Source organism: Brevinematia bacterium (assembly GCA_039630355.1).
GTDB lineage: Bacteria > Spirochaetota > Brevinematia > DTOW01 > DTOW01 > SKYB106.
Genome location: JBCNVF010000014.1, coordinates 42,911 through 62,293 on the forward strand (window position 1 = coordinate 42,911; position 19,383 = coordinate 62,293).

Below are 19,383 nucleotides of genomic sequence, written 5' to 3' on the forward strand. Positions count from 1 at the left end.
AATTTAGATGTGAGGGAATTATTCCGAAAATCTTTAAGGTTGGAGTGGGAAAATGCCAGAGTCTGGTGTTCCTGCGTATGGAGTTATAAAGGGTAGATTTAAGGCTGTTGGGACAAACACTTTTGGACTGGTGTTTGTTTCCTTTAATCTACTCTCAAAGAGTTTGGAGAAGATACAAGTAGCTTCTTCTCACTTTAGTTCTATTTATGAAAACAATCCTCAGATGCCTTGGTATGACTTTGAGGAGAGAATTATAAACGTTAAGTGGAGGGGGGAATACTCTATAAGTATTACCAACGATATACAAAAGGCGGTGGATTACGAACTCAAGTCCAAGGATAGGATAGAGGAGATAGTATATTTTATTTCTAGAGGTGCTACTCCTAAGGTAGCAGAGTTTTTGCAAGCTGTATTACAGAGGCCTACAGGTGATAGAAATGTTTCTGTTGATGTGGAACTGGAGACTGTGAGTCAGGATGAAGTTGATGAGATAAACTTGAGAAGGATGAGGAAGGAGTCGGAGAAGAAGTCTCAGCAGGCTCAACAGACAGTAAAGCAGGATACTGATGAATTTAGCTTACCTCCAAACTCGATAGTTCTTGAGTCATCACTAGTTTTATCTCCTATAACAGGAGTTCCGATATATGAGTTAAAACCTGGAGATAAGGTTTTGACTAGGATAACGGAGAAGACCCAACGGGGACAATATTTTAAGGAGCTACTTGGGGCTATTAACACTCAAACTAATGAAGAAAAACCTATTCCTTCTGTGATTGAACAGATAAAGGTTGTTGGTAAGAGTTATGTTATATTGACAAGCATAGGGCCTGGAATTTACGGTAAATCCATAGAAGAAGATAACGTGAAAATAAAGAAGTATGAGGGAGAGATATTGAAAGGTCCAAGATCAGATCAGGTGTTGAGTGAGGAAAGTTTGCAAAAGGGTGATAGTATTACTAATATTCTGATTTTCGTTGGCATAGCAGCTGGGGGCCTGATCCTTGTTGCCCTTATTCTGATGATGTTAGGGTTTTTCTAATGAGAAATGCAAGATTTCTTAGGGAAACTGCAGAGACTTCTATAGAGATTTATGTGAATCTTGATGGTAGTGGGAAATTTTCTGGAACTACAGGAGTAGGTTTTTTTGATCATCTTCTGTCTTTGCTTGCTAAGCATTCTTCAATTGATGTGGAAATTGTGAAATGTGTTGGTGATATTTATGTAGATTTCCATCACCTTGTTGAGGATGTTGGGATTGTGCTTGGTAAGTGCTTTAGTGAGGCAGTGGGGGATAAAAGAGGAATAGCTAGGTTTGCTTTCTCTTCAGTTCCGTTGGATGAAGCCTTGACCCAAGTATCTATAGATATAAGTGGGAGAAGTTACTTATATTTTGATAAAAGGATTTTGAAGGGTAGGATAAGAGATTTTGATATGGAACTGCTGGAGGTGTTTTTCTCTGCGTTTGTGAGGGAAGCTAGAATTACTATTCATATTGACTTAGTCAGAGGTAGCAATAAACATCATATCGCAGAATCTGTGTTCAAATCCTTTGCAACTGCTCTAAAAGCTTCAATATCTGTAGTTTCGGACTCTATACCTTCAACTAAAAATGTTCTCTAGGTAGGTCCTAAAGATCCAAAACTTTCTGGATTACCTTTTGAGTGGCGTTACTAGGTGATATTTTTTTCGCATTTGATCTAAATATTTCTATGTTTCTAAAGATTGTATCTAGGGCTGATAGAAGTTTTTCAATAGTTAGATCTGGTTCTTCGATTATTATTCCTGCTCCGTGGGTTTCGAAGAATAATGCGTTGAAGTATTGGTGGTTTTTTGAGGCAAATGGGAAGGGTATAATTACCGTAGGCACACCGAAAAAAGATAGTTCTGATAGTGTGCTTGCTCCTGCCCTTGATATAGCAACATCTACTGCACTCATAAAGACATTGATTTCGTTTATGAAAGGAAAAACTTTGATGTTTTTCTCTTCCATGCATCTTCTGTAGACCATTTCGTAATGATCTTGTCCTGTAATCCAGAGTATCTTGTATCTTTCTGCCAACTCTTTAATATGTTCTAAGATAAATTCATTTACTTTTTTAGCCCCCTGGCTACCTAAAATTATTCCTAAAACTTTATCCTCTTCTGAAAATCCATAGGTATTTTTAGCATATTCCTTTATTAGGATATCTGTTTCTGAGTATCTTATGGGATTTCCTATTCTTTCATATTTGCTAGGGTAGTCTTTTTGGCCTTTGAGGGGAAAACTTAGGATAACCTTTTTTGCGAAGAGCGAAAGTATCTTGTTGGTGAGTCCCATCACAGAGTTTTGTTCAAGAAGGATGACTTTTTTACCAAAAATGGTGGAAACTATTCCTATTGGTCCCGATACATATCCTCCGGTGAGTATTACTCTATCAGGGTTAAAGGAAAAAATCAGCTTAAGAGATGAGAATATTGAGATTATAAATTCTTTGAGGGTAGTTAAGTTTCCTATTAAGTTTTTGGAGAAACTTCTAGATATTGGAAGGATAAACAGGTCATTGCTTTCCACGTTTTCTTTGACGATTGGAAACTTAAGCCCGTGGGGGTTAGTTACGAATAAAACCTCCTTGTAGCTTTCTTTTAGTTTTTTGTAGATTGCGATGCCGGGGGAGATATGTCCTCCCGTTCCACCTGCAACAACCAAAAACTTCATTTTCCTTCCAATAGTTTGTCAACTTTAGTGTTTAGTTCTAGGACCATTTTTTCAAGATTGTTAACTTTCGCGTTTAGGTAATGAAACCCTTCTAAGACTCCTTCCTTCACCTTCAGTAGTTCGTGCTCTGAGGTTACAACGATATCTTTTAGCTTTTGGATTTGAACTTCAAGAATCTGAGTTTCGTTAACAATACTTCTTAGCCTATCCATAATTTCCGAGGTTACGGCGTCCATAAGTTCCTCCTAATTTGTAATTATGTAAGGTAGATTATTACCAATTCAAATTTTGTTCCTTATTGGTTTAAAAAGCTAAAGAATTTTCTGAAATTAACGAAAATCTTACTGAAAGCTAGGCAAGGATGCCTAGTAAAAAACATCAAGGAGGATGTGTATGATAATCAATCATAATATCAGTTCAATTTTTGCCAACCGAATGGTTAAGACCAAAGGTTGGGATGTTGATGCTAACGTTGAGAAGCTATCCTCGGGGATGAAGATCAATAAAGCCGGGGATGACGCAGCAGGACTTGCGGTTTCTGAGAAGATGAGGTCTCAGATCAGAGGGCTAAGAAGAGCTGAGATGAATGCTGAAGATGGTATTTCTTTCATTCAAGTTGCAGAAGGATATCTTGAACAAACAACCAATGTTTTACAAAGGCTAAGGGAGCTAGCGGTTCAGGCTTCAAACGGTATTTATACAGATGAAGATAGGCTTTACATCCAAGTTGAAGTATCTGCGCTTATAGCTGAAATTGATAGAATTGCTTCTCATGCTCAGTTTAATGGTGTGAACTTGCTTACAGGTAGATTTGCAAAGTTTACAGGTGAAAACACTATAACTGGAAGTATGTGGCTACATATTGGAGCTAATATGGATCAGAGAATCCAGATTTACATTGGAACGATGAACTCTCAAGGACTTGGACTGAAGAATCCTGTGGGTAATCCTCTGACCGCGTCGTTTATCTCTTTGTCTACGCCAGATAAGGCTAACTCTGCAATAGGCTTAATTGATAGGGCACTCTCTAAGGTCAATAAGCAAAGAGCTGACCTTGGAGCATATCAAAATAGATTGATGTATGCTGCAAAGTCTTTACTCACCGGGTATGAGAACATGCAAGCAGCAGAGTCAAGAATTAGAGATACAGATATGGCAAATGAGATGAGTGACTTTACCAAAAACCTGATATTGCTTAATGCTAGTATTTCAATGCTTGCACAAGCAAATGCTAGACCGCAAGCTATATTAGCATTACTGAGAGGATAGATTTAGGGGCTTTGCCCCTCCTCTTTTTCTATCTCAGCACCCTATTATTCTTCTCCTTCAATAAACTTCTCAATCCTCTCTTCAGAGCCTGAGAGAGACATTATGTCCTTAGCGTGAAGGTGGGAATATTTTGCTATCGCAGAAGAGTTAATGTATTTCTTGAAGTTTATAAGAGGTATTTTGGAGAAAAAGAATAAGAGTGATCCCAAAAATACAAACAAAACCCATCCGCCCAAGATTGCCCCAAGAATTCTATTTATCCAACCGATTCTAAACATGTCAACAAGGTTTTTTAAAAGTAGGTGGATTGTAAAAAACACGACAAAACACACAACAAGAATTGAAAGAACAGCCACACCATAAGATAAATTTTCATCCACTCCAATCTTGGTGAAAAATGATGATAATGGTACACCAAAAGCATCAACTACAACTATTGTGACAATTATTCCTATCACGAGTATTATTACTCCGATAAAACCCTTCCTTGCACCCCAGATTAGTCCTAGTAGAACAACTGAGATTGTTATTACATCAAGTATATTCATATTTTGAATATTATCTCAAATTTGTTGTTTTCTTTTCAAATTCTGCAAACTAACCTCAACTTCTAACTTTCAATACTCTTCAGGCTTAGTTTAAAATATACTCCTATCTCGGAGGTAGTGATGAGAAGATTCGTGTTTTTTATTTTCGCTATTGTCTTTGTAGTAAAGCTGTCTTGTATTTTTGCAGATTGGCGTGATATTGACGGATATAGGATAAGAAAAATTGTTTTTGAAAAGTTATCAAGGCAGTGTGAGAGCCTTATAAGGGAGGTTATTACTATAAGGGAGGGGGAAGAAATTGATTTTAATAAACTTGTTGAGTCAACAAAAAGTATATATAGATTGAGTATTCTTTATGACTTTAGAGTTGAGTATAACATAGTTGATGAGAGTAAAAAACTTGTTGACATTTACATAGTTGGTAAGGAAGCAGATATTGTAGATGAAGTCAAGATTGTTGGTAGTAAAAGTGTTCAACCTGATGACCTTAAGGAGCTTATCACTATACGAAAGGGGGATCACATAAGTCAAGGAAAGATCTACGGTAGCATATTGGCAATGAAGCATAAGTATAAGGAAGAAGGACTGCTAGATGTTGAGATAAAACATTATTTCTCTAGAGATGAGAATGGAAAACTTACCTTGACGTTTGAAGTATTGGAGGGACCTAGAAGCATAGTGAAGAGTATAAAACTATTGGGTGTCTCAAATATAAGTGAAGGTGATATTAAGGCAGTTATTGACACTAAAGAAGAGGTAAGATTTCTCGGATTACCTATAACTAGAGGATATTTTGATCCTGATAAATTTTCAAAGGATGTTGAGAAGATAAAGTATTTCTATAGTTCAAGGGGGTTTATTGACGCTAAGGTTATTTCTACAAATATCACGGTAAGTAATTTCTACGAGAATCAAACCAACCTTACTGAGAAGCATGTTTATATACTTTTGGAGGTTTCTGAGGGTAGTAGATACTACTTTGGAAAGATTTCTATAGTTGGGGAGACTAGAGCCTTTACTAAGGATGATATTATGCAAAAATTTCCTTTCCTTAAGGGTGATGTGTTTGCTCAAGATCAGTTTGATAAGTGGATGTACAAGGTTAGTAGGATGTATTGGGATAGGGGATATGTATTTGCTAAGGTTGATAAAAAGATTGAGAAAGATGAGGAGACGAAGGTTGTGAATATTGAGGTTAACATTTATGAGGGTGATATAGGACATATTGGGAACATAGTTGTGGTTGGAAATACTTACACAAGGACCTATGTTATTGAGAGGGAGCTTGAGATCAGGGAAGGGGAGATTTTTACTGTAAACAAGCTACAGAGAAGCATAGAAAGACTTAACATGACGCAGTATTTTGAAAAAGTTGAGTGGGAGGTTAGGGAAGGTGAGGCAGAAGGAGTAATGGATCTGATTTTTAGGGTAAAAGAGGGTAGAACGGGAATTGTTTCACTTAGTGCTGGATATGGTTCGGTTAGCGGGTTTACTGTCAGTGGAAGTATCTCACATATTAACCTTTTTGGAACTGGTAAGAAGATCCAAGGAAAGATAGAAGTAGGACAGAATCAGCAGGGGGTGAATCTATCATTTACTGAGCCTTATCTTTTTGGTTCTTTGTTCTCCTTTTCAACTTCAATATATTTTTACAATACGTTGGTGCAGAATATTTTAGTTGATGATGATAGAGATGGAACTTCAGAAAGGACTAACGGAAGTTACTGGCAGACAAAATTGGGATTGGGACTAAATGTGAGTAGAAGAATAGGTAGTTATTATAGTCTAGGTGCTGGATATTCAGTATACTCCACGATAACTCACGATAAGACTTTTGATAATGCTTACGATGAAAGTGTTGTTAAAGAGTTAACACTTACATATGTTAGTAATTGGTGGGAGATTTACAGAGGTAAGTTAAAGAGTTCCCTAAGCTTAAATTTTACATTTGATAGCAGAGATGCTCCTTTAGCTTCTACTAAAGGAGTCAGTGGAGGAGTGTATTTTGATTATGTTGGGCACTTGATCGGTGGGTTTTTTGAATTTTTAAAACTAAGTGCTAACTTTTCGTTCTACCAATCAATACCTATAACTGATGAGTATAAGCTTGTTTGGGTTTTGTATACATCGCATGGGATTATATTACCACAATTGAGTGGTAGGTTGGAGTATGAAACTCTTGATCTTTTTTGGTTTGATGGGTATTACGAGCTTAGAGGGTGGGGAGGAAGAGGTATAAGAGGTAGAGTAAAATCTTTCTATTCCTCAGAACTTAGGGCTCCTATCTACGGAAATGAGCTTTGGGGAGTAATGTTTACTGACCTAGGTTCTATGTTTTCCGACCCGCAACTATATACCACATTCTTGGATAGATACTATGGTAGCTTTGGACTAGGAGCTATGATAAATATTCCAGGATTTCCTATAAGAATCTATCTCGCTCGCCAGATAGTGTTTGAAAATAGTATTCCTAAGCTCTACTTAAGTGATAAGTTTTTTGAAAACTGGCAATTCGTTTTTGCTATACAAGGACTGTTCTAGAGATCTCTACTTTTTACACTATGGTTAGAATAAGAAAACCAGTTTTCGATTTTTCTAGAAGATTAACGAAAGGTTAGTCAATACTTAGACTAACTTCACCGAAACTGAATTTCCTGATTTTGTTGTTTTCCTCAACAATTATTTCTCCTGATTTAGATACATCTATAAACTTGCATTTTATTTCCTCGTCACCAGACTTAATAATTATGTTTTTGCCAATAAGTCCCATATTTCCCTTCCATTTCTTGAACAAAGTATCGTAATTTAGAGATAGATTTTCTTCAAAGTTAGAGATTATCTTGTTTATTATTGTAGCTCTCTTTACTTCAAAACCTAATATTTCGTAAACAGAAGTTGCTGTAGGAATGGTCCTGCTTGTACAACTATTTACATTCAGTCCAATTCCTAGAACTAGAAGTTCAACTAAGCCTGTGTCACATTGAATTGTGCTTTCAATGAGTATTCCACAAAGTTTTTTATCGTTGTAGTAGATGTCGTTAGGCCATTTTATGAAGATCTCTTCTATATCAAACTCTCTTAGTGTGTCAACTACAGATAGAGAAATTGAGATAGAGTATCTAATGATTGTATCAGTTGATACCATAGGTTTTAGAACTATACTCATTGTGATGTCTTTATCTTTTTCGGAATACCAACTTCTACCAAGCCTACCTCTACCTTTTGTTTGTTCCCTTGCTATTACAACAGTTTTGTTTCTAATTGTGTCTGAGTTTTTGAGACAGTAATCATTAGTTGAGGGTAGTGAATCAAAAACTAAAATTTCATATTCAGATATCGGACCACCTCTGGATTTGATCAAGGATGGATACATTACATCAGGAATTGTTGCAATTCTGTATCCTATTCCTTTGTAGGTTTCTATTTCAAAACCTTCCTTTTGTAGGTCCTTTATGTATCTGTTGACCATTACTCTGCTTATGCCTATTGTTTTGGCTATATTTTCTCCTGAGATTATACCTCCATTAAGTAGCACTGACAGTAGTTCGTCTTTTTTATTCTTCTTCATAGCTTAAGTATATTCACGAGTACATACTTTTTTCTAGTTGAAAACTCCAAGTTCAATAGATTCTAATTTCCGAGTGTCACTTTACATTTAACTTTCGGCTTTCATTAAGAGAACAATTTTAACCAGTCCTAACTAGGGTTACGAGAGAAATAGGAAAAAACTGCACCTAGTTCAGATAGGGACTACGATGGAAACAAAATGAAAACCATACTTGATCATCAAATTTTGGATTTATTAGACTACCCAAAGTGAACTTGAAGGAAAAAAGTGAGTTTAGAGAAAATAATTGTCTAGAGGACTGAAGATTCTCTGTAAAGGTGTCAATTATTTTGGTGTTTGGTAGTTTTTGTTGGGGTTGAGATGAAATTATTTATAGTTGAGTCTCCCGCTAAGGCAAGGACTATTAAGTCATACCTTGGGAGGGATTTTGTAGTTATTGCGACGATGGGGCATATAAGAGATTTACCACGGAAGGAGATGGGGATTGATTTCGTAAGGCTTGAGCCGAGATATGTTTTTTTACCCGGAAAGAGAAAGATTGTGAAGAGGATTGTTGAGCTTGCGAAGAAGTCTGAGGAGGTTATACTTGCTTCGGACAAGGACAGAGAAGGTGAGATAATCTCACTTCATGTGAAAGAGATTGTGTCAAAGTATGTTGGTAAAACTAAGAGGATTGAGTTTACTGAAGTGACTAAGGAAGGGATATTGAACGCTTTGCAATCGCCAAGAGATATAGATCATAACCTTGTTAATGCTCAGAAGACTAGGAGAATGTTGGATAGAGTTGTTGGGTATGTAATATCACCAATTCTGTTTAGGCACTTTAGGGGGATGTTCAAAGGAAAGTCGTTTTCTGCTGGTAGGGTTCAATCACCAGCTCTTAGGTTGGTTTGTGAGAGAGAGTTGGAGATAAGAAATTTTACACCTCTAGCTTACTATGACGTTATGCTTGAGAGTGAGAGAGATGGAAAAACTTTCTTTTTGAAGTTGGTTAGTGAAAGGTTGGGAGACAAGGAAGTGAAATTTGGTCCTGATAATAGAATAAACGAAGAGAAGCTAAGTGAGATAAAAGATAATGTTAACCTCTCGGATGTTAGGGTTGTTTTTTCAAAAAAGTTTAGAGACAGTATAAAGCCTTTACCTCCGTTTAAAACTAGCACTTTACAACAGGAAGCTTCAGCTAAACTAGGTTTCACTCCGTCAAAAACTATGAAGATTGCCCAAGAGTTATACGAGGGGATTGAGATAGACGGAGAATTCGTAGGGTTGATAACCTACATTAGGACTGATTCTGTGAGAATTTCGGAGTATGCTCTAAAGAGGGTTAGAGAGTTTATAAGGGAAAGATTGGGAGAAGAGTATTTGCCACCCTTACCTAGGGTTTATGAGGGTAGGGATGATGAACAAGGTGCTCATGAATGTATAAGGCCTACGGATGTGTACAGGGTTCCAGTTTCTTTAAAAGGTAAGATACCTGATGGACATTTTAGGTTGTATGAACTTATATGGAAGAGATTTCTGGCAAGTCAGATGAAAGATGCTGTTGTGGAAACAGCTGAGGTTTTAGTTAGCGACGGTAGATATAGTTTCTATGGAGTTTCAAAGATAGTTGTTGACAGGCAGTTTCTCAACTTCTATCCTCACAGTATTCCTGAGGAAGTATTTTTACCTTCATTAAAGGAAGGAGAAAAACTAGTGCCTGCTAGGCTAGTTTATGGTAGAAAGGTGACTCAACCACCACCGAGGTATACAGAGGCTACCCTTATAAAAAAGCTTGAAGATGAAGGGATTGGTAGACCTTCAACTTATGCTACCATTGTCTCAACGTTGATAGCTAGAAAGTATGTTGAAAAAAAGGGTAAATCTCTTGTTCCTACTGAATTGGGGTTTGCGGTATATGAATTTCTAAAGAAAAATTATCCGTCTGTTGTGGATCTAGGACTAACATCTTATATGGAGTCAATGCTTGATAAAGTTGAGAGTGGGGAGGTGAAAGATTGGAAAAGAATTTTCGTTGAGTTGCTTAACAAAGCAAAAATATCAATCTAGAGCTTTCTATACTTTTCTACAATAGAGAGTGTCTCAAAGAAGGTTTTTAGAGCTTCTTTTAGTTCGGTATCTTTTACCTTGCTAGTGAGTTTTTCTATCTTTCTCTTTTTTTCGGTAGTAATGCTGGGAGTAGTTTCTTTCTCTTTTTTTTCGTTTCCAAGAAGGGAACTGAATTTAGTGAATTTATTTATGTCATACACTGTTTTTATCGTTTTCACTGTTAGTTTGGTTTCCTCTTTTATTCTTCTTTTTAGTTCGTTTTGGCTGAAGTAGATCTCGTTGGCTATGATGGGGTCATCGCAAGCTATGTAAAGCTCTGATTTTTTCACAAAAAACTTATAGGGGACCGCATGCTTGAAGAGAAAATCTCCTGCTATATTTTTCCAGTTGGAGAGAATGGAGTACATTATTGACATACTTGGAGGTATGTATCTTGAGAGTAGTTTTTTTACGATGGATGAGATCATTTTGATAGTTCTCTAGATTTTTTTGTTGCTTCTTCAACTGCCTTGATGAAGGCAAACCTGAGCCTATTTTCTTCAAGGGCCTTTATGCCTTCGGCAGTTGTGCCACCGGGGGACATTACCATATCTTTTAAAGCCTCAGGGTGTAGTTTGCTGAAGTTTTCCAAAACCATCTTTGCACTTCCTAGCACAGTTTGTGCGGAAAGTAATAAAGCGTCATTTCTGCTAAGTCCCATTCTCACTCCTCCATCCGCAAGAGCTTGTATGACCATAAATATATATGCAGGACCACTTCCAGAAAGTCCTGTTACTACGTCAATAAGATCCTCATTTTCAACAACCACTCCCTTACCGAGCTGTTCAAAAAGTTTTAAAACGATTCCCCTATTCTTTTCTTCTACTTTCTCGCTGAAGAATATTCCAAATGCTCCTTCTCCAACCAAAGTAGGAGTGTTTGGCATTACTCTGACTATTTGCACTTGACCACCTATTGCTTCTTCTATCTTCTCAACCCTAATGCCTGCAAGAATAGATATTAGTACTTTATCTTTGATAAGTGAGAGATAGGCTTCATTTCTTTTGTCTATTGCCTCGTTGATCATGTGTTTTACTTCTCTGAGTGAGTTGGTTAAGTCTTTGGGCTTAACACATAGGAATATTATGTTGCAGGTGTTGAACAGAGAGGTAACACTATCAAGAGTTTTCAGTCCGGCATTTCTTGCCTCTTTCATCTTATTCTCATCTTTGTCGTAGACGTAGAAGTTTTCGTTTGGAATGATGCTATCTTTTGCATAGAGTAATCCTTTAGCTAGGGCACTGCCCATATTACCAAAGCCTATGAAGCCCAAGTTTTTGTTTAGCTTTTCCATATGGTGTATTCTGTCTGGATAGAAAGTATATTAGCGGAGGAATACTGCCGGCAAGTTAGAGAAGTTTTTGATTGCCAGACCATAAGTTGGTGGAAGTTTTAAACCTTTGAAATGTTATTTTGGAGACAAGAAGTTTAAGAAGTTAGGAGAGGGTGGATGATAGGATTGAAATTTACTGAATTTTCGTTTTAACTAGAAAATAGTATTTTTTGAAATAGATAATATTTTTTATGCAGACTATTGGTGAGGTTTTTTTAAAGAAAAAGGCTGAGAAAAGGGTGAGGAATTTTTATCTTTGGGTATACAAAGATGACATAAAGAAGCTTTCGTTTAGTGGTAATAGAGAAGGATGGGTTTCGGTGTTAACGGAGGATGGGGATTTTATTTGCAAAGGTTTTTATTCTCCTGATGTTTCTAAACCTGTTAAGGTGTTTTCGTATGACAGAAACGTGAATGTTGATATTGAGGTGAAGAAGAGGATTTTATTTTCTTTTGAGATGCGTAGGAAGCTTGGTTTTTCGGGGGTGATTGATAGCGAAAACTTCCGGGTTGTTTATTCTGAGTCTGATTTTCTTCCGGGACTGATAATTGACAAGTATGAGGAATTTGTTGGGATACAGCTGAGAAACAGGCTTTTTGAGAGTTTAAGGGATGTGGTAGTGGATAGCATAGTGAAGTTTATTGAGGTTGAGAATATTTACGAGAGAAGCTATGGTGAGGCAAGGGAAGAGGAAGAGAAATTGCAGTCAAGGAATGTTCCTGTTAAGGGGAGAATTCCCGAACTTATTAGAATTAGGGAGAATGGGTTGCAGTTTGTTTTTGATCCTTTTAAGGGACAGAAGACTGGTTTTTTCCTAGATCAGAGTGTTAATAGAGAGATTGTTGCTGGTTTGTGTTCTTATGGAATGAAGGTTTTGGATGTATTTAGTTATGTTGGGGGATTTGGAATATACTGTGCCAAGAAAGGGGCTAAGGTTGTGTGTATTGAAAAAAATGAATATTACTCGGATCTTATAAGGGAGAACTCTTTGATGAATGATGTGAAAGAGAATGTTAGTGTTGTAGTTGGGGATGCTTTTGAGAAAGTAAAAGAGGTTGATGATAGGTTTGATTTGATCATTCTTGATCCACCTACTTTTGTAAAGAGCTTATCGGAGTCTAGAAAGAGATTGCCTGCGTTTATAAGCTTAATAAAGTCTTCTCTTTCACTTCTAAAACCTGAAGGCAAGCTTATAGTTTTTACATGTTCCTACAATTTGTTGAAAGAGCACTTTGTTGCTGCTATAAGAATAGCTGGGATGGAACTTGGGGTAAGATTGAGAATAGAGAGAGAACTGTTGCAGTCTCCAGATCATCCTTGGATACTACAGATGCCTGAGACTTTATACCTTAGGGGGTTTATCGTTTCAAAGCTACCCAAGTTTTAGGCTACAGGTATTTTTTCCTTCTGAATAGGTCTGTGTGGAGATTTTTTATTCTATCAATGAAGAGAATGCCATCTAGGTGATCTATCTCGTGTTGTATCACTACTGCCTCCATGCCTTCGGTTTCTATCTCGGTTTCTCTAAACTGTCTGTCCAGTCCTCTGACAACTATTTTTGCGGACCTTTCAACATTCCCAGTATAGTCTGGTATGCTTATACATCCCTCTCTAACTATCACTTTCCCTTCTGAGTAAGTTATTTTTGGATTTATTAGAACAATGAGTCCATGTGTTAGTGTTGTTTTTTTATTGTTTCTTGCATCTACAACTATTATTCTTTTTGGCACTCCTACTTGGGGTGAAGAGATTCCGATTCCTCCGGGACAGTTGTACATAGTTTCTATAAGATCATCTATGAACTTTTGTAGTTCTTCTTCGTTTTGCTCCTCTGGTGATACTTCGCTGGCAATCTCCTTAAGTCTAGGATCGGGGATCTTTAGCACATTCAGAATCATGACTACATCTCCACTTCCTCTATCTCTTCAACACTAACTTCAAGTCCCATGTCTTTGCAGATTTTTTCAATCCTCTCTTTGAGAAATTCTATTGATGAAATATTACTACCGTCAACAGTTATGGACATAATATATAGCTTTTTCCCCTCAGACTCTATAACATCTGTGAATAGATCAATTATGTTTATGTTGTTGATGAAGAGAAGGTTGGTGACGTTGAATACAATTCCTGGCTTGTCTGCACCATATACATTGATTACGAAGGTTTTTTTAGGGACTTTTTGCACTTCAATATATTCCTCGGGATCAATTTCTCTGATAATTATCTCTATATCCATCTCGTATTCAACTCTTTTAAGTTCTCTTTTCAGGAAGTGGTAGTTTTTTTCCTCAAAGAGTGTGAATATCAGTATGATAGTAAATTCTCCTTGTAGTAGTGACATTCTTGAGCCTTCAATACTGCATCCTGCTTTAAACAGAACTTCGGAGACCTTTGCTACTATTCCCGGTTTATCTTTACCTATACATGTTAGTGCAAGCTTTTTCATAGCAAACTATTATGAGTAATGGCTTCTGTAGAAATAAAATTAGCTTTATTAAAAAGCTTGAATTTAGCTAGAGATTTAGTCATTCTCTGCAAGTACTATCTTTCCATAGTTATTTTTTGTATTATTCTTCCTTTACTTCTACTTGTGGTGGGTAGGTAGAGATAAGGTGTTTACTTTGAATCAACCTATCTTACGTAGTTTATTGTGTTACTACTTTTTTGATAATTTCTGCTTTATGCCTAGATACTTCTTCTAAGGTGAAGTTTTTTGAATACTGTATCAGACTTTCTGACATTTTTTCTTTTGAGTATTCTCCGGTATAAAATTTCTCAAGGATGTTTGCTAACTCAATGTAATTGTCTTCTTGGAATATTAAGTCAGGGTTATTTATGACTCTGGGTATTTCTCCTGAAGATGATCCTACACAGGGTGTTCCGCAAGACATTGCTTCCACTAAAACTCTTCCGAATTGTTCTTTCCACCACGATACGGTTCTGGAAGGTAAGACTAGGACATCTATGGCCTTGTAGAAGGAAAACATCTTATCTAGACTAAGGCTTCCGAGGTATGTTACCTTTACTCCTTTTTCCTCGGCGAGCTTGAGTAGGTATTCGTGGTAGTTTTTATCTTCAGGGTATCCTACCACAAAAAGCTCGGTATCATTGATATCCCTTTTTTTCAGTTCGTCCATTGCAAGTATAATTGTATCAATTCCCTTTGGTTTGGATATTCTACCAGCAAAACCTATTTTGATTTTGGCTTTGCTCATAATGTTCATAGGTTCAGCATCAGTTTTTAGTTCAGGTATGAAGTAGTAAGTTTTATATATTTCTTTATTAAAGCCTTTCTTTCTATACATATCTGTGGAATCTGTTGATACTACTACTAATGTATTAGCCAGTTTGAGGCTGAACTTTTCAAAGAAATTGAATGGTATTGGATGGTTTTTGAAAATATTCTCATCGCTTTCTATGAGAATTTTGGTTTTTGGGCTTAATATCTTTGTAATGAGAGATATTGTGAAGCTTGATGTTGAATATGGTTCTTGTTTAAGGTATAATGCATCTGGTTTATGTTTGAAAATTAGCCAGGCGATTTTGAAAAGGTTTAGGTAGAAGAATGCCCTAATATGGTTTGTGAATATAGTTTTTAATGGATAGATTTTGTAGTATTTGTCAAGATCTATTGGTTCAAAGTTTTGCCATTTTGAGCTTTCATACCATCGTTTTGCTGTTATTACTGTCATTTCAAGTCCATGTTTTGACATTTCGTAGAAAAGTTGTCTATAGCTTTTTTCTACAGCTCCGTGCCATACGAATAAGACTTTTATTTTTCCGTCCATAACTTCCTATTGCTCTGTGTGGAATTCTAATGTAAAATAACTCATGCTAACAAGATTTTGCTGGGGGTTGGTGGAGAGTTTAATTATTCTCTGTGGTGGAATTATGATTTCTAGTGGTTGTACTAAAGTAGCTATTGTCCTAAAGATCAGGCTTTTAAGCAAAAAACTGTTGAAAGTCTTTAGGCTTTTGTTTAGGATAATAGTGAAAATGGGAGGTTAAGATGGCTAAGGGGTATTGGATGTTGGTTCTGCATGCTCATGTACCGTATGTTAGGCACCCTGAGTATACTGATTCAATGGAGGAGAGGTGGTTGTATGAGGCGATGTCAGAAACTTATATTCCTCTTTTACAGGTGTTTGAGCAACTTCTTAATGAAGGTGTTGATTTTAGGATAACTATGTCTATAACTCCGCCTCTTGCAAATATGTTGGGTGATCCTTTGCTTCAAGATAGGTATGAGAAGCATATTCAGAAGTTAGTAGAGCTTTCTGAGAAGGAGGTTAATAGAACTAGGTGGTTGCCCGAGTTTCATGAAACTGCAAAGATGTATTTAAGACATTTTACAGATTGTCTGAATGTGTTCTATAAGTATAACAGGAATCTTTTAAATGGGTTTAAGATGTTTCAGGATCTGGGTAAGTTGGAGATAATAACGTGTAGTGCTACACATGGTTATGCTCCGCTGATGGAGATGTATCCGAATGCAGTTAGGGCCCAATACTTGGTAGCGAAGAGAGACTATGAGAGAGTTTTTGGTAAGTCTCCTAGGGGTATTTGGAATGCAGAGTGTGCTTATTATCCAGGGCTTGAGGAAATCTTGAGAGAGATAGGGATAAGGTTTTTCTTTGTTGATACTCATGGGGTTCTTTATGCTGATAAAAGGCCTAAGTATGGAGTTTTTGCACCAATGTATACGAGAAATGGAGTAGCTTTCTTTGGCAGAGATGTTGAGACTTCAAAGTCTGTTTGGAGTGCGAAGGAAGGATATCCAGGTGATCCTTGGTATAGGGAGTTTTACAGAGACCTTGGCTATGATGCCGATTATGATTACATAAGGCCTTATATTCACGAAAGCGGTATAAGGATTATGACAGGTATAAAGTATTATAGGATCACAGGGCATGATGTGTCACTTGATAGGAAAGAACCTTACAACTATCACAAGGCTATGGAAAGGGTATGGGAACACGCAGGTAACTTTATATTTAACAGGCAGAGGCAGATAGAATACCTTTCGGGAATGATGGATAGAGAACCCCTTGTTGTGTCAATGTATGATGCTGAGCTTTTCGGACACTGGTGGTTTGAAGGACCTCAGTTTATATATGCTGTTGCCAAAAAATGCTGGGAATCAAGAAACTGGGAAACACAGGTTGAGATGATTTTACCTATGGAGTATCTACAAAAGTATCCTAGAAATCAAGTTGCAACTCCTCCTATGTGTAGTTGGGGATACAAGGGATATAACGAGTTTTGGCTTTCAGGACCAAATGACTGGATATATAGACACCTACATAAAGCGGATGAGAAGATGATAGAATTGGCAAATAAGTTTAAAAATACAAATGATAAGTTAATAGAGAGGGCTTTAAATCAAATGGCAAGAGAGCTATTGCTTGCACAGTCGTCAGACTGGGCTTTTATTATGAGAACCGGGACTACTGTTGAATATGCGGTCAAGAGAACAAGAGATCATGTAAACAGGCTTTTCAGGTTATATGATATGGTTCAATCTGGACATATTGATGTTGAATGGCTTAAATACATTGAATACCTAGATAACATCTTCCCAGAAATAGATTTTAGGTATTACGCTGATAAGTGAGTTGACTTCTTGGGATCTTCTTTTGGACACAGTTTAGATTAACTTTTGAAAGCTTCAGGACGAAGTATTATACTATTACTATATCTGAGTGGAGGGTAAGTATGGTAAGGTTTGTCCCTGTTTTAGGGCTGTTATTTTTGCTATTTGTGGTTGATGAAGTGTTTTCTGATGAAGTGAAGGCTCAGAAGAAGGATGAGAGAAAGTATTTTGAGGTTTACAGGGTAATTGGTAAGGGGAAGGATCTTAAGGAAGCTAGGGATGATGCTTATCAGAATGCGATAATTGAGTTTCTTAAGAAGAATGTTTCGCCTAAGGATCTAAAGGATAACTCTGAGAAGATACTCAAGGAGATATTTCCATCAAAGAGGATAGTGGATTTTATTGAGTCGTATAAGGTTATATCTTTGGATGATTCCGGTGATTCGGTAAAGATAGTGATTGACATAGTTGTGAAGGTTGGTAATCTTGTTGAAGCACTTGAGAAGATAAAAGTTCCTTTGGTGAAACACCAGGAGAGGGAGAAGAGCCCTAAGGGTGAAATTGTTGAGTAATAGTCAATGGAGTGTCTAAGCTAGTTAGACATTAAATCTTATAAGTATCACATCACCGTCCTTGACTATGTAGTCTTTTCCTTCTACTCTTATTTTACCTTCTTCTTTGGCTTTGGTCCAAGAGCCTATTTTGACAAGCTCGTCATAGTGGATGACTTCAGCTTTTATAAAGCCTTTTTCCATATCTGAGTGTATTTTGCCAGCTGCTTTTAGTATATTTGTTCCTTTCTTTACGGTCCATGCTCTGCTCTCAATACCTTTGATGGTGAAGAAGGTTATTAGGTTAAGAATTTTGTAGCCTTCTGTTGCGAGTATTTGAAGTCCGCTAAGTTCAACTCCTAGTTCCTTCAGGAATGCTTTTCCTTCTTCCTCTGGGAGTTCTGCTATTTCATCTTCAAGTTTTGCAGATATGGGTAGGACCTTGGTATTTAGGTTTTTGTTTACGTATTCCGCAAGTTTGGTAAAATTTATGTCAGACTCTTCTTTGCCTATAAGTTTCTCATCAATATTAGCAACAATTAGCATTGGTTTCGCCGTAAGGAGCTGATATTTTTCAATAGTTTCTTTTTCTTCCTCTGATAGGATACTGATGGCCATTTTTCCGTTAAGTAGTTCGCTGTGTAGTTTTTCCAAGATTTCTAGTTCTTTGTGCGCTTCTTTGTCACCGGATTTTGCAAGCTTTATTAGTTTTTCTTTGGCTTTTTCAATAAATTCTAGATCCTTTAGGATGAGTTCTGTGTTTATTATTTCAAGATCTCTTATGGGGTCAATATCTCCTATATGCGGGACCTCGGGTGAATTGAACAGTCTGATTAGGTGTACTATTGCGTCTACATCTCTTATGTTTGATAAGAATTGGTTACCAAGTCCTTCTCCTTTACTTGCGTTTTTGACAAGTCCTGCAATGTCAATGAATTTTATTGTTGTGTAGGTTTTTTTTTGGGAGTTTGACAGTTTTGCTAGGGTATCAAGCCGTTCGTCTCGTATTTCAACAATGCCGACATTGGGTTCTATAGTGCAGAAAGGATAGTTTGATACCTGAGCGTTAGCTTTTGTTAGGGCATTGAAGAGAGTAGATTTTCCAACGTTAGGAAGTCCTACTATACCACAACTGAATCCCATTTTCTACCTCTGTTATTGCAGGTATTTCATTATCAGTTCAACACGGGTTTGGACTAGTTTGGATTCTGAGAAGGGGGAGTATATCTTGGGGTTGGGTAGGATTGCTATAAGTCTAGCAGTTTCTTCAATAGATAGTGAGGAGATATCTTTTTTGAAAAAGTATTTGCTTGCTGAGTTTATGCCGAATATTCCTCTTCCCCATTCTGCGTAGTTGAGATAAAGTTCTATGATTCTATTTTTGCCTAGGATTAATTCCATTTCAATTGTGATGATTAGTTCAAGATATTTTCTGATGAAGCTTTTTTCTGGTAGTAGTAGCATTGTTCTAGCAACTTGCTGAGAGATTGTGCTACCTCCGTAGTATCTTATGTTACCAATCTTTAGGTTTTTCTGCAAGGCCATTGTGATGCTTTCAATGTCTATTCCTGTATGTCTGTAGAAATTGCAGTCTTCTGCTATTACTAACATTCTAACAATTTTGCTGGGGATACGGTTTAGAGGAATAAAAGAATGTTTTACCTCCTTTATTCCAAGTTCTCTTTTCCTAGCTTCCATAAGAGGGGTTGTCTTAGGGTTGTTAAATTTCAGATATAC

The 19,383-nt window shown here is 36.9% G+C and carries 19 protein-coding genes; 8 read left to right on the forward strand and 11 right to left on the reverse strand.

Going from position 1 to position 19,383, the window contains the following annotated elements; genetic code table 11:
- Positions 1 to 52: 52 nt before the first annotated feature.
- Positions 53 to 1,039, forward strand: a complete 987-nt coding sequence (locus ABDH28_01190) for a hypothetical protein (GenBank protein ID MEN2997645.1) — start codon at positions 53 to 55, stop codon at positions 1,037 to 1,039.
- Positions 1,039 to 1,620: an imidazoleglycerol-phosphate dehydratase HisB gene (gene hisB, locus ABDH28_01195; protein MEN2997646.1), complete on the forward strand. Its 582-nt coding sequence runs from the start codon at positions 1,039 to 1,041 to the stop codon at positions 1,618 to 1,620. Before ABDH28_01190 ends, hisB begins: the two co-directional genes overlap by 1 nt.
- 7 nt (positions 1,621 to 1,627) lie before the next feature.
- On the opposite strand, the gene ABDH28_01200 is transcribed toward hisB, so the two are convergent.
- Together ABDH28_01200 and ABDH28_01205 are read right to left on the reverse strand one after the other, a co-directional pair.
- Positions 1,628 to 2,695 (reverse strand): UDP-N-acetylglucosamine--N-acetylmuramyl-(pentapeptide) pyrophosphoryl-undecaprenol N-acetylglucosamine transferase, encoded by a 1,068-nt coding sequence (locus ABDH28_01200; GenBank protein MEN2997647.1) that lies wholly within the window; start codon positions 2,693 to 2,695, stop codon positions 1,628 to 1,630.
- On the reverse strand, positions 2,692 to 2,931 hold the full coding sequence (locus ABDH28_01205; GenBank protein ID MEN2997648.1) for a hypothetical protein: 240 nt from the start codon (positions 2,929 to 2,931) through the stop codon (positions 2,692 to 2,694). Before ABDH28_01205 ends, ABDH28_01200 begins: the two co-directional genes overlap by 4 nt.
- Positions 2,932 to 3,088: 157 nt before the next feature.
- Between ABDH28_01205 and ABDH28_01210 the strand changes: the two genes are divergently transcribed.
- Positions 3,089 to 3,964 carry a flagellin gene (locus tag ABDH28_01210; protein MEN2997649.1) on the forward strand — a complete coding sequence of 292 codons (876 nt, stop codon included), beginning with the start codon at positions 3,089 to 3,091 and terminating at the stop codon, positions 3,962 to 3,964.
- A gap of 44 nt (positions 3,965 to 4,008) precedes the next feature.
- Here ABDH28_01210 and ABDH28_01215 read toward each other — a convergent pair whose 3' ends face one another.
- Positions 4,009 to 4,512, reverse strand: a complete 504-nt coding sequence (locus ABDH28_01215) for a CvpA family protein (protein ID MEN2997650.1) — start codon at positions 4,510 to 4,512, stop codon at positions 4,009 to 4,011.
- Between the two features lie 120 nt (positions 4,513 to 4,632).
- Between ABDH28_01215 and bamA the strand changes: the two genes are divergently transcribed.
- On the forward strand, positions 4,633 to 7,053 hold the full coding sequence (bamA, locus tag ABDH28_01220) for an outer membrane protein assembly factor BamA (GenBank protein ID MEN2997651.1): 2,421 nt from the start codon (positions 4,633 to 4,635) through the stop codon (positions 7,051 to 7,053).
- A gap of 73 nt (positions 7,054 to 7,126) precedes the next feature.
- On the opposite strand, the gene ABDH28_01225 is transcribed toward bamA, so the two are convergent.
- Positions 7,127 to 8,080 carry a biotin--[acetyl-CoA-carboxylase] ligase gene (locus ABDH28_01225; GenBank protein MEN2997652.1) on the reverse strand — a complete coding sequence of 318 codons (954 nt, stop codon included), beginning with the start codon at positions 8,078 to 8,080 and terminating at the stop codon, positions 7,127 to 7,129.
- A 360-nt stretch (positions 8,081 to 8,440) separates the two neighbouring features.
- On the opposite strand from ABDH28_01225, the gene topA reads away from it, so the two are divergent.
- Positions 8,441 to 10,129, forward strand: a complete 1,689-nt coding sequence (gene topA, locus ABDH28_01230; GenBank protein MEN2997653.1) for a type I DNA topoisomerase — start codon at positions 8,441 to 8,443, stop codon at positions 10,127 to 10,129.
- Here the strand turns inward: topA and ABDH28_01235 are convergent.
- Entirely contained in the window at positions 10,126 to 10,596 is a 471-nt protein-coding gene (locus tag ABDH28_01235) for a DciA family protein (protein MEN2997654.1), read from the reverse strand. The genes topA and ABDH28_01235 overlap by 4 nt on opposite strands.
- Positions 10,593 to 11,462 carry a pyrroline-5-carboxylate reductase gene (gene proC, locus ABDH28_01240; protein ID MEN2997655.1) on the reverse strand — a complete coding sequence of 290 codons (870 nt, stop codon included), beginning with the start codon at positions 11,460 to 11,462 and terminating at the stop codon, positions 10,593 to 10,595. The genes ABDH28_01235 and proC overlap by 4 nt, the downstream gene beginning before the upstream one ends.
- Before the next feature lie 230 nt (positions 11,463 to 11,692).
- On the opposite strand from proC, the gene ABDH28_01245 reads away from it, so the two are divergent.
- Positions 11,693 to 12,889 carry a class I SAM-dependent rRNA methyltransferase gene (locus ABDH28_01245; protein ID MEN2997656.1) on the forward strand — a complete coding sequence of 399 codons (1,197 nt, stop codon included), beginning with the start codon at positions 11,693 to 11,695 and terminating at the stop codon, positions 12,887 to 12,889.
- Position 12,890: 1 nt separating this feature from the next.
- Here ABDH28_01245 and def read toward each other — a convergent pair whose 3' ends face one another.
- From def to ABDH28_01260, 3 genes are all read right to left on the reverse strand, one after another.
- Positions 12,891 to 13,400: a peptide deformylase gene (gene def / locus ABDH28_01250; GenBank protein ID MEN2997657.1), complete on the reverse strand. Its 510-nt coding sequence runs from the start codon at positions 13,398 to 13,400 to the stop codon at positions 12,891 to 12,893.
- A 2-nt stretch (positions 13,401 to 13,402) separates the two neighbouring features.
- On the reverse strand, positions 13,403 to 13,948 hold the full coding sequence (locus ABDH28_01255; protein ID MEN2997658.1) for an ACT domain-containing protein: 546 nt from the start codon (positions 13,946 to 13,948) through the stop codon (positions 13,403 to 13,405).
- A gap of 199 nt (positions 13,949 to 14,147) precedes the next feature.
- Positions 14,148 to 15,290, reverse strand: coding sequence for a glycosyltransferase (locus ABDH28_01260; GenBank protein MEN2997659.1), 1,143 nt, complete (start codon positions 15,288 to 15,290; stop codon positions 14,148 to 14,150).
- Positions 15,291 to 15,511: 221 nt separating this feature from the next.
- On the opposite strand from ABDH28_01260, the gene ABDH28_01265 reads away from it, so the two are divergent.
- The gene (locus ABDH28_01265) at positions 15,512 to 17,116 is read left to right on the forward strand and encodes a 1,4-alpha-glucan branching protein domain-containing protein (protein ID MEN2997660.1); all 1,605 of its coding nucleotides are present in this window, start codon (positions 15,512 to 15,514) and stop codon (positions 17,114 to 17,116) included.
- Positions 17,117 to 17,217: 101 nt separating this feature from the next.
- Positions 17,218 to 17,667: a hypothetical protein gene (locus ABDH28_01270; protein ID MEN2997661.1), complete on the forward strand. Its 450-nt coding sequence runs from the start codon at positions 17,218 to 17,220 to the stop codon at positions 17,665 to 17,667.
- A gap of 24 nt (positions 17,668 to 17,691) precedes the next feature.
- On the opposite strand, the gene ychF is transcribed toward ABDH28_01270, so the two are convergent.
- Together ychF and mtgA are read right to left on the reverse strand one after the other, a co-directional pair.
- Positions 17,692 to 18,789 carry a redox-regulated ATPase YchF gene (ychF, locus tag ABDH28_01275; GenBank protein MEN2997662.1) on the reverse strand — a complete coding sequence of 366 codons (1,098 nt, stop codon included), beginning with the start codon at positions 18,787 to 18,789 and terminating at the stop codon, positions 17,692 to 17,694.
- A 12-nt stretch (positions 18,790 to 18,801) separates the two neighbouring features.
- Positions 18,802 to 19,383, reverse strand: a 582-nt coding sequence (gene mtgA, locus ABDH28_01280) for a monofunctional biosynthetic peptidoglycan transglycosylase (GenBank protein ID MEN2997663.1), incomplete at its 5' end; no start/stop codon positions are given.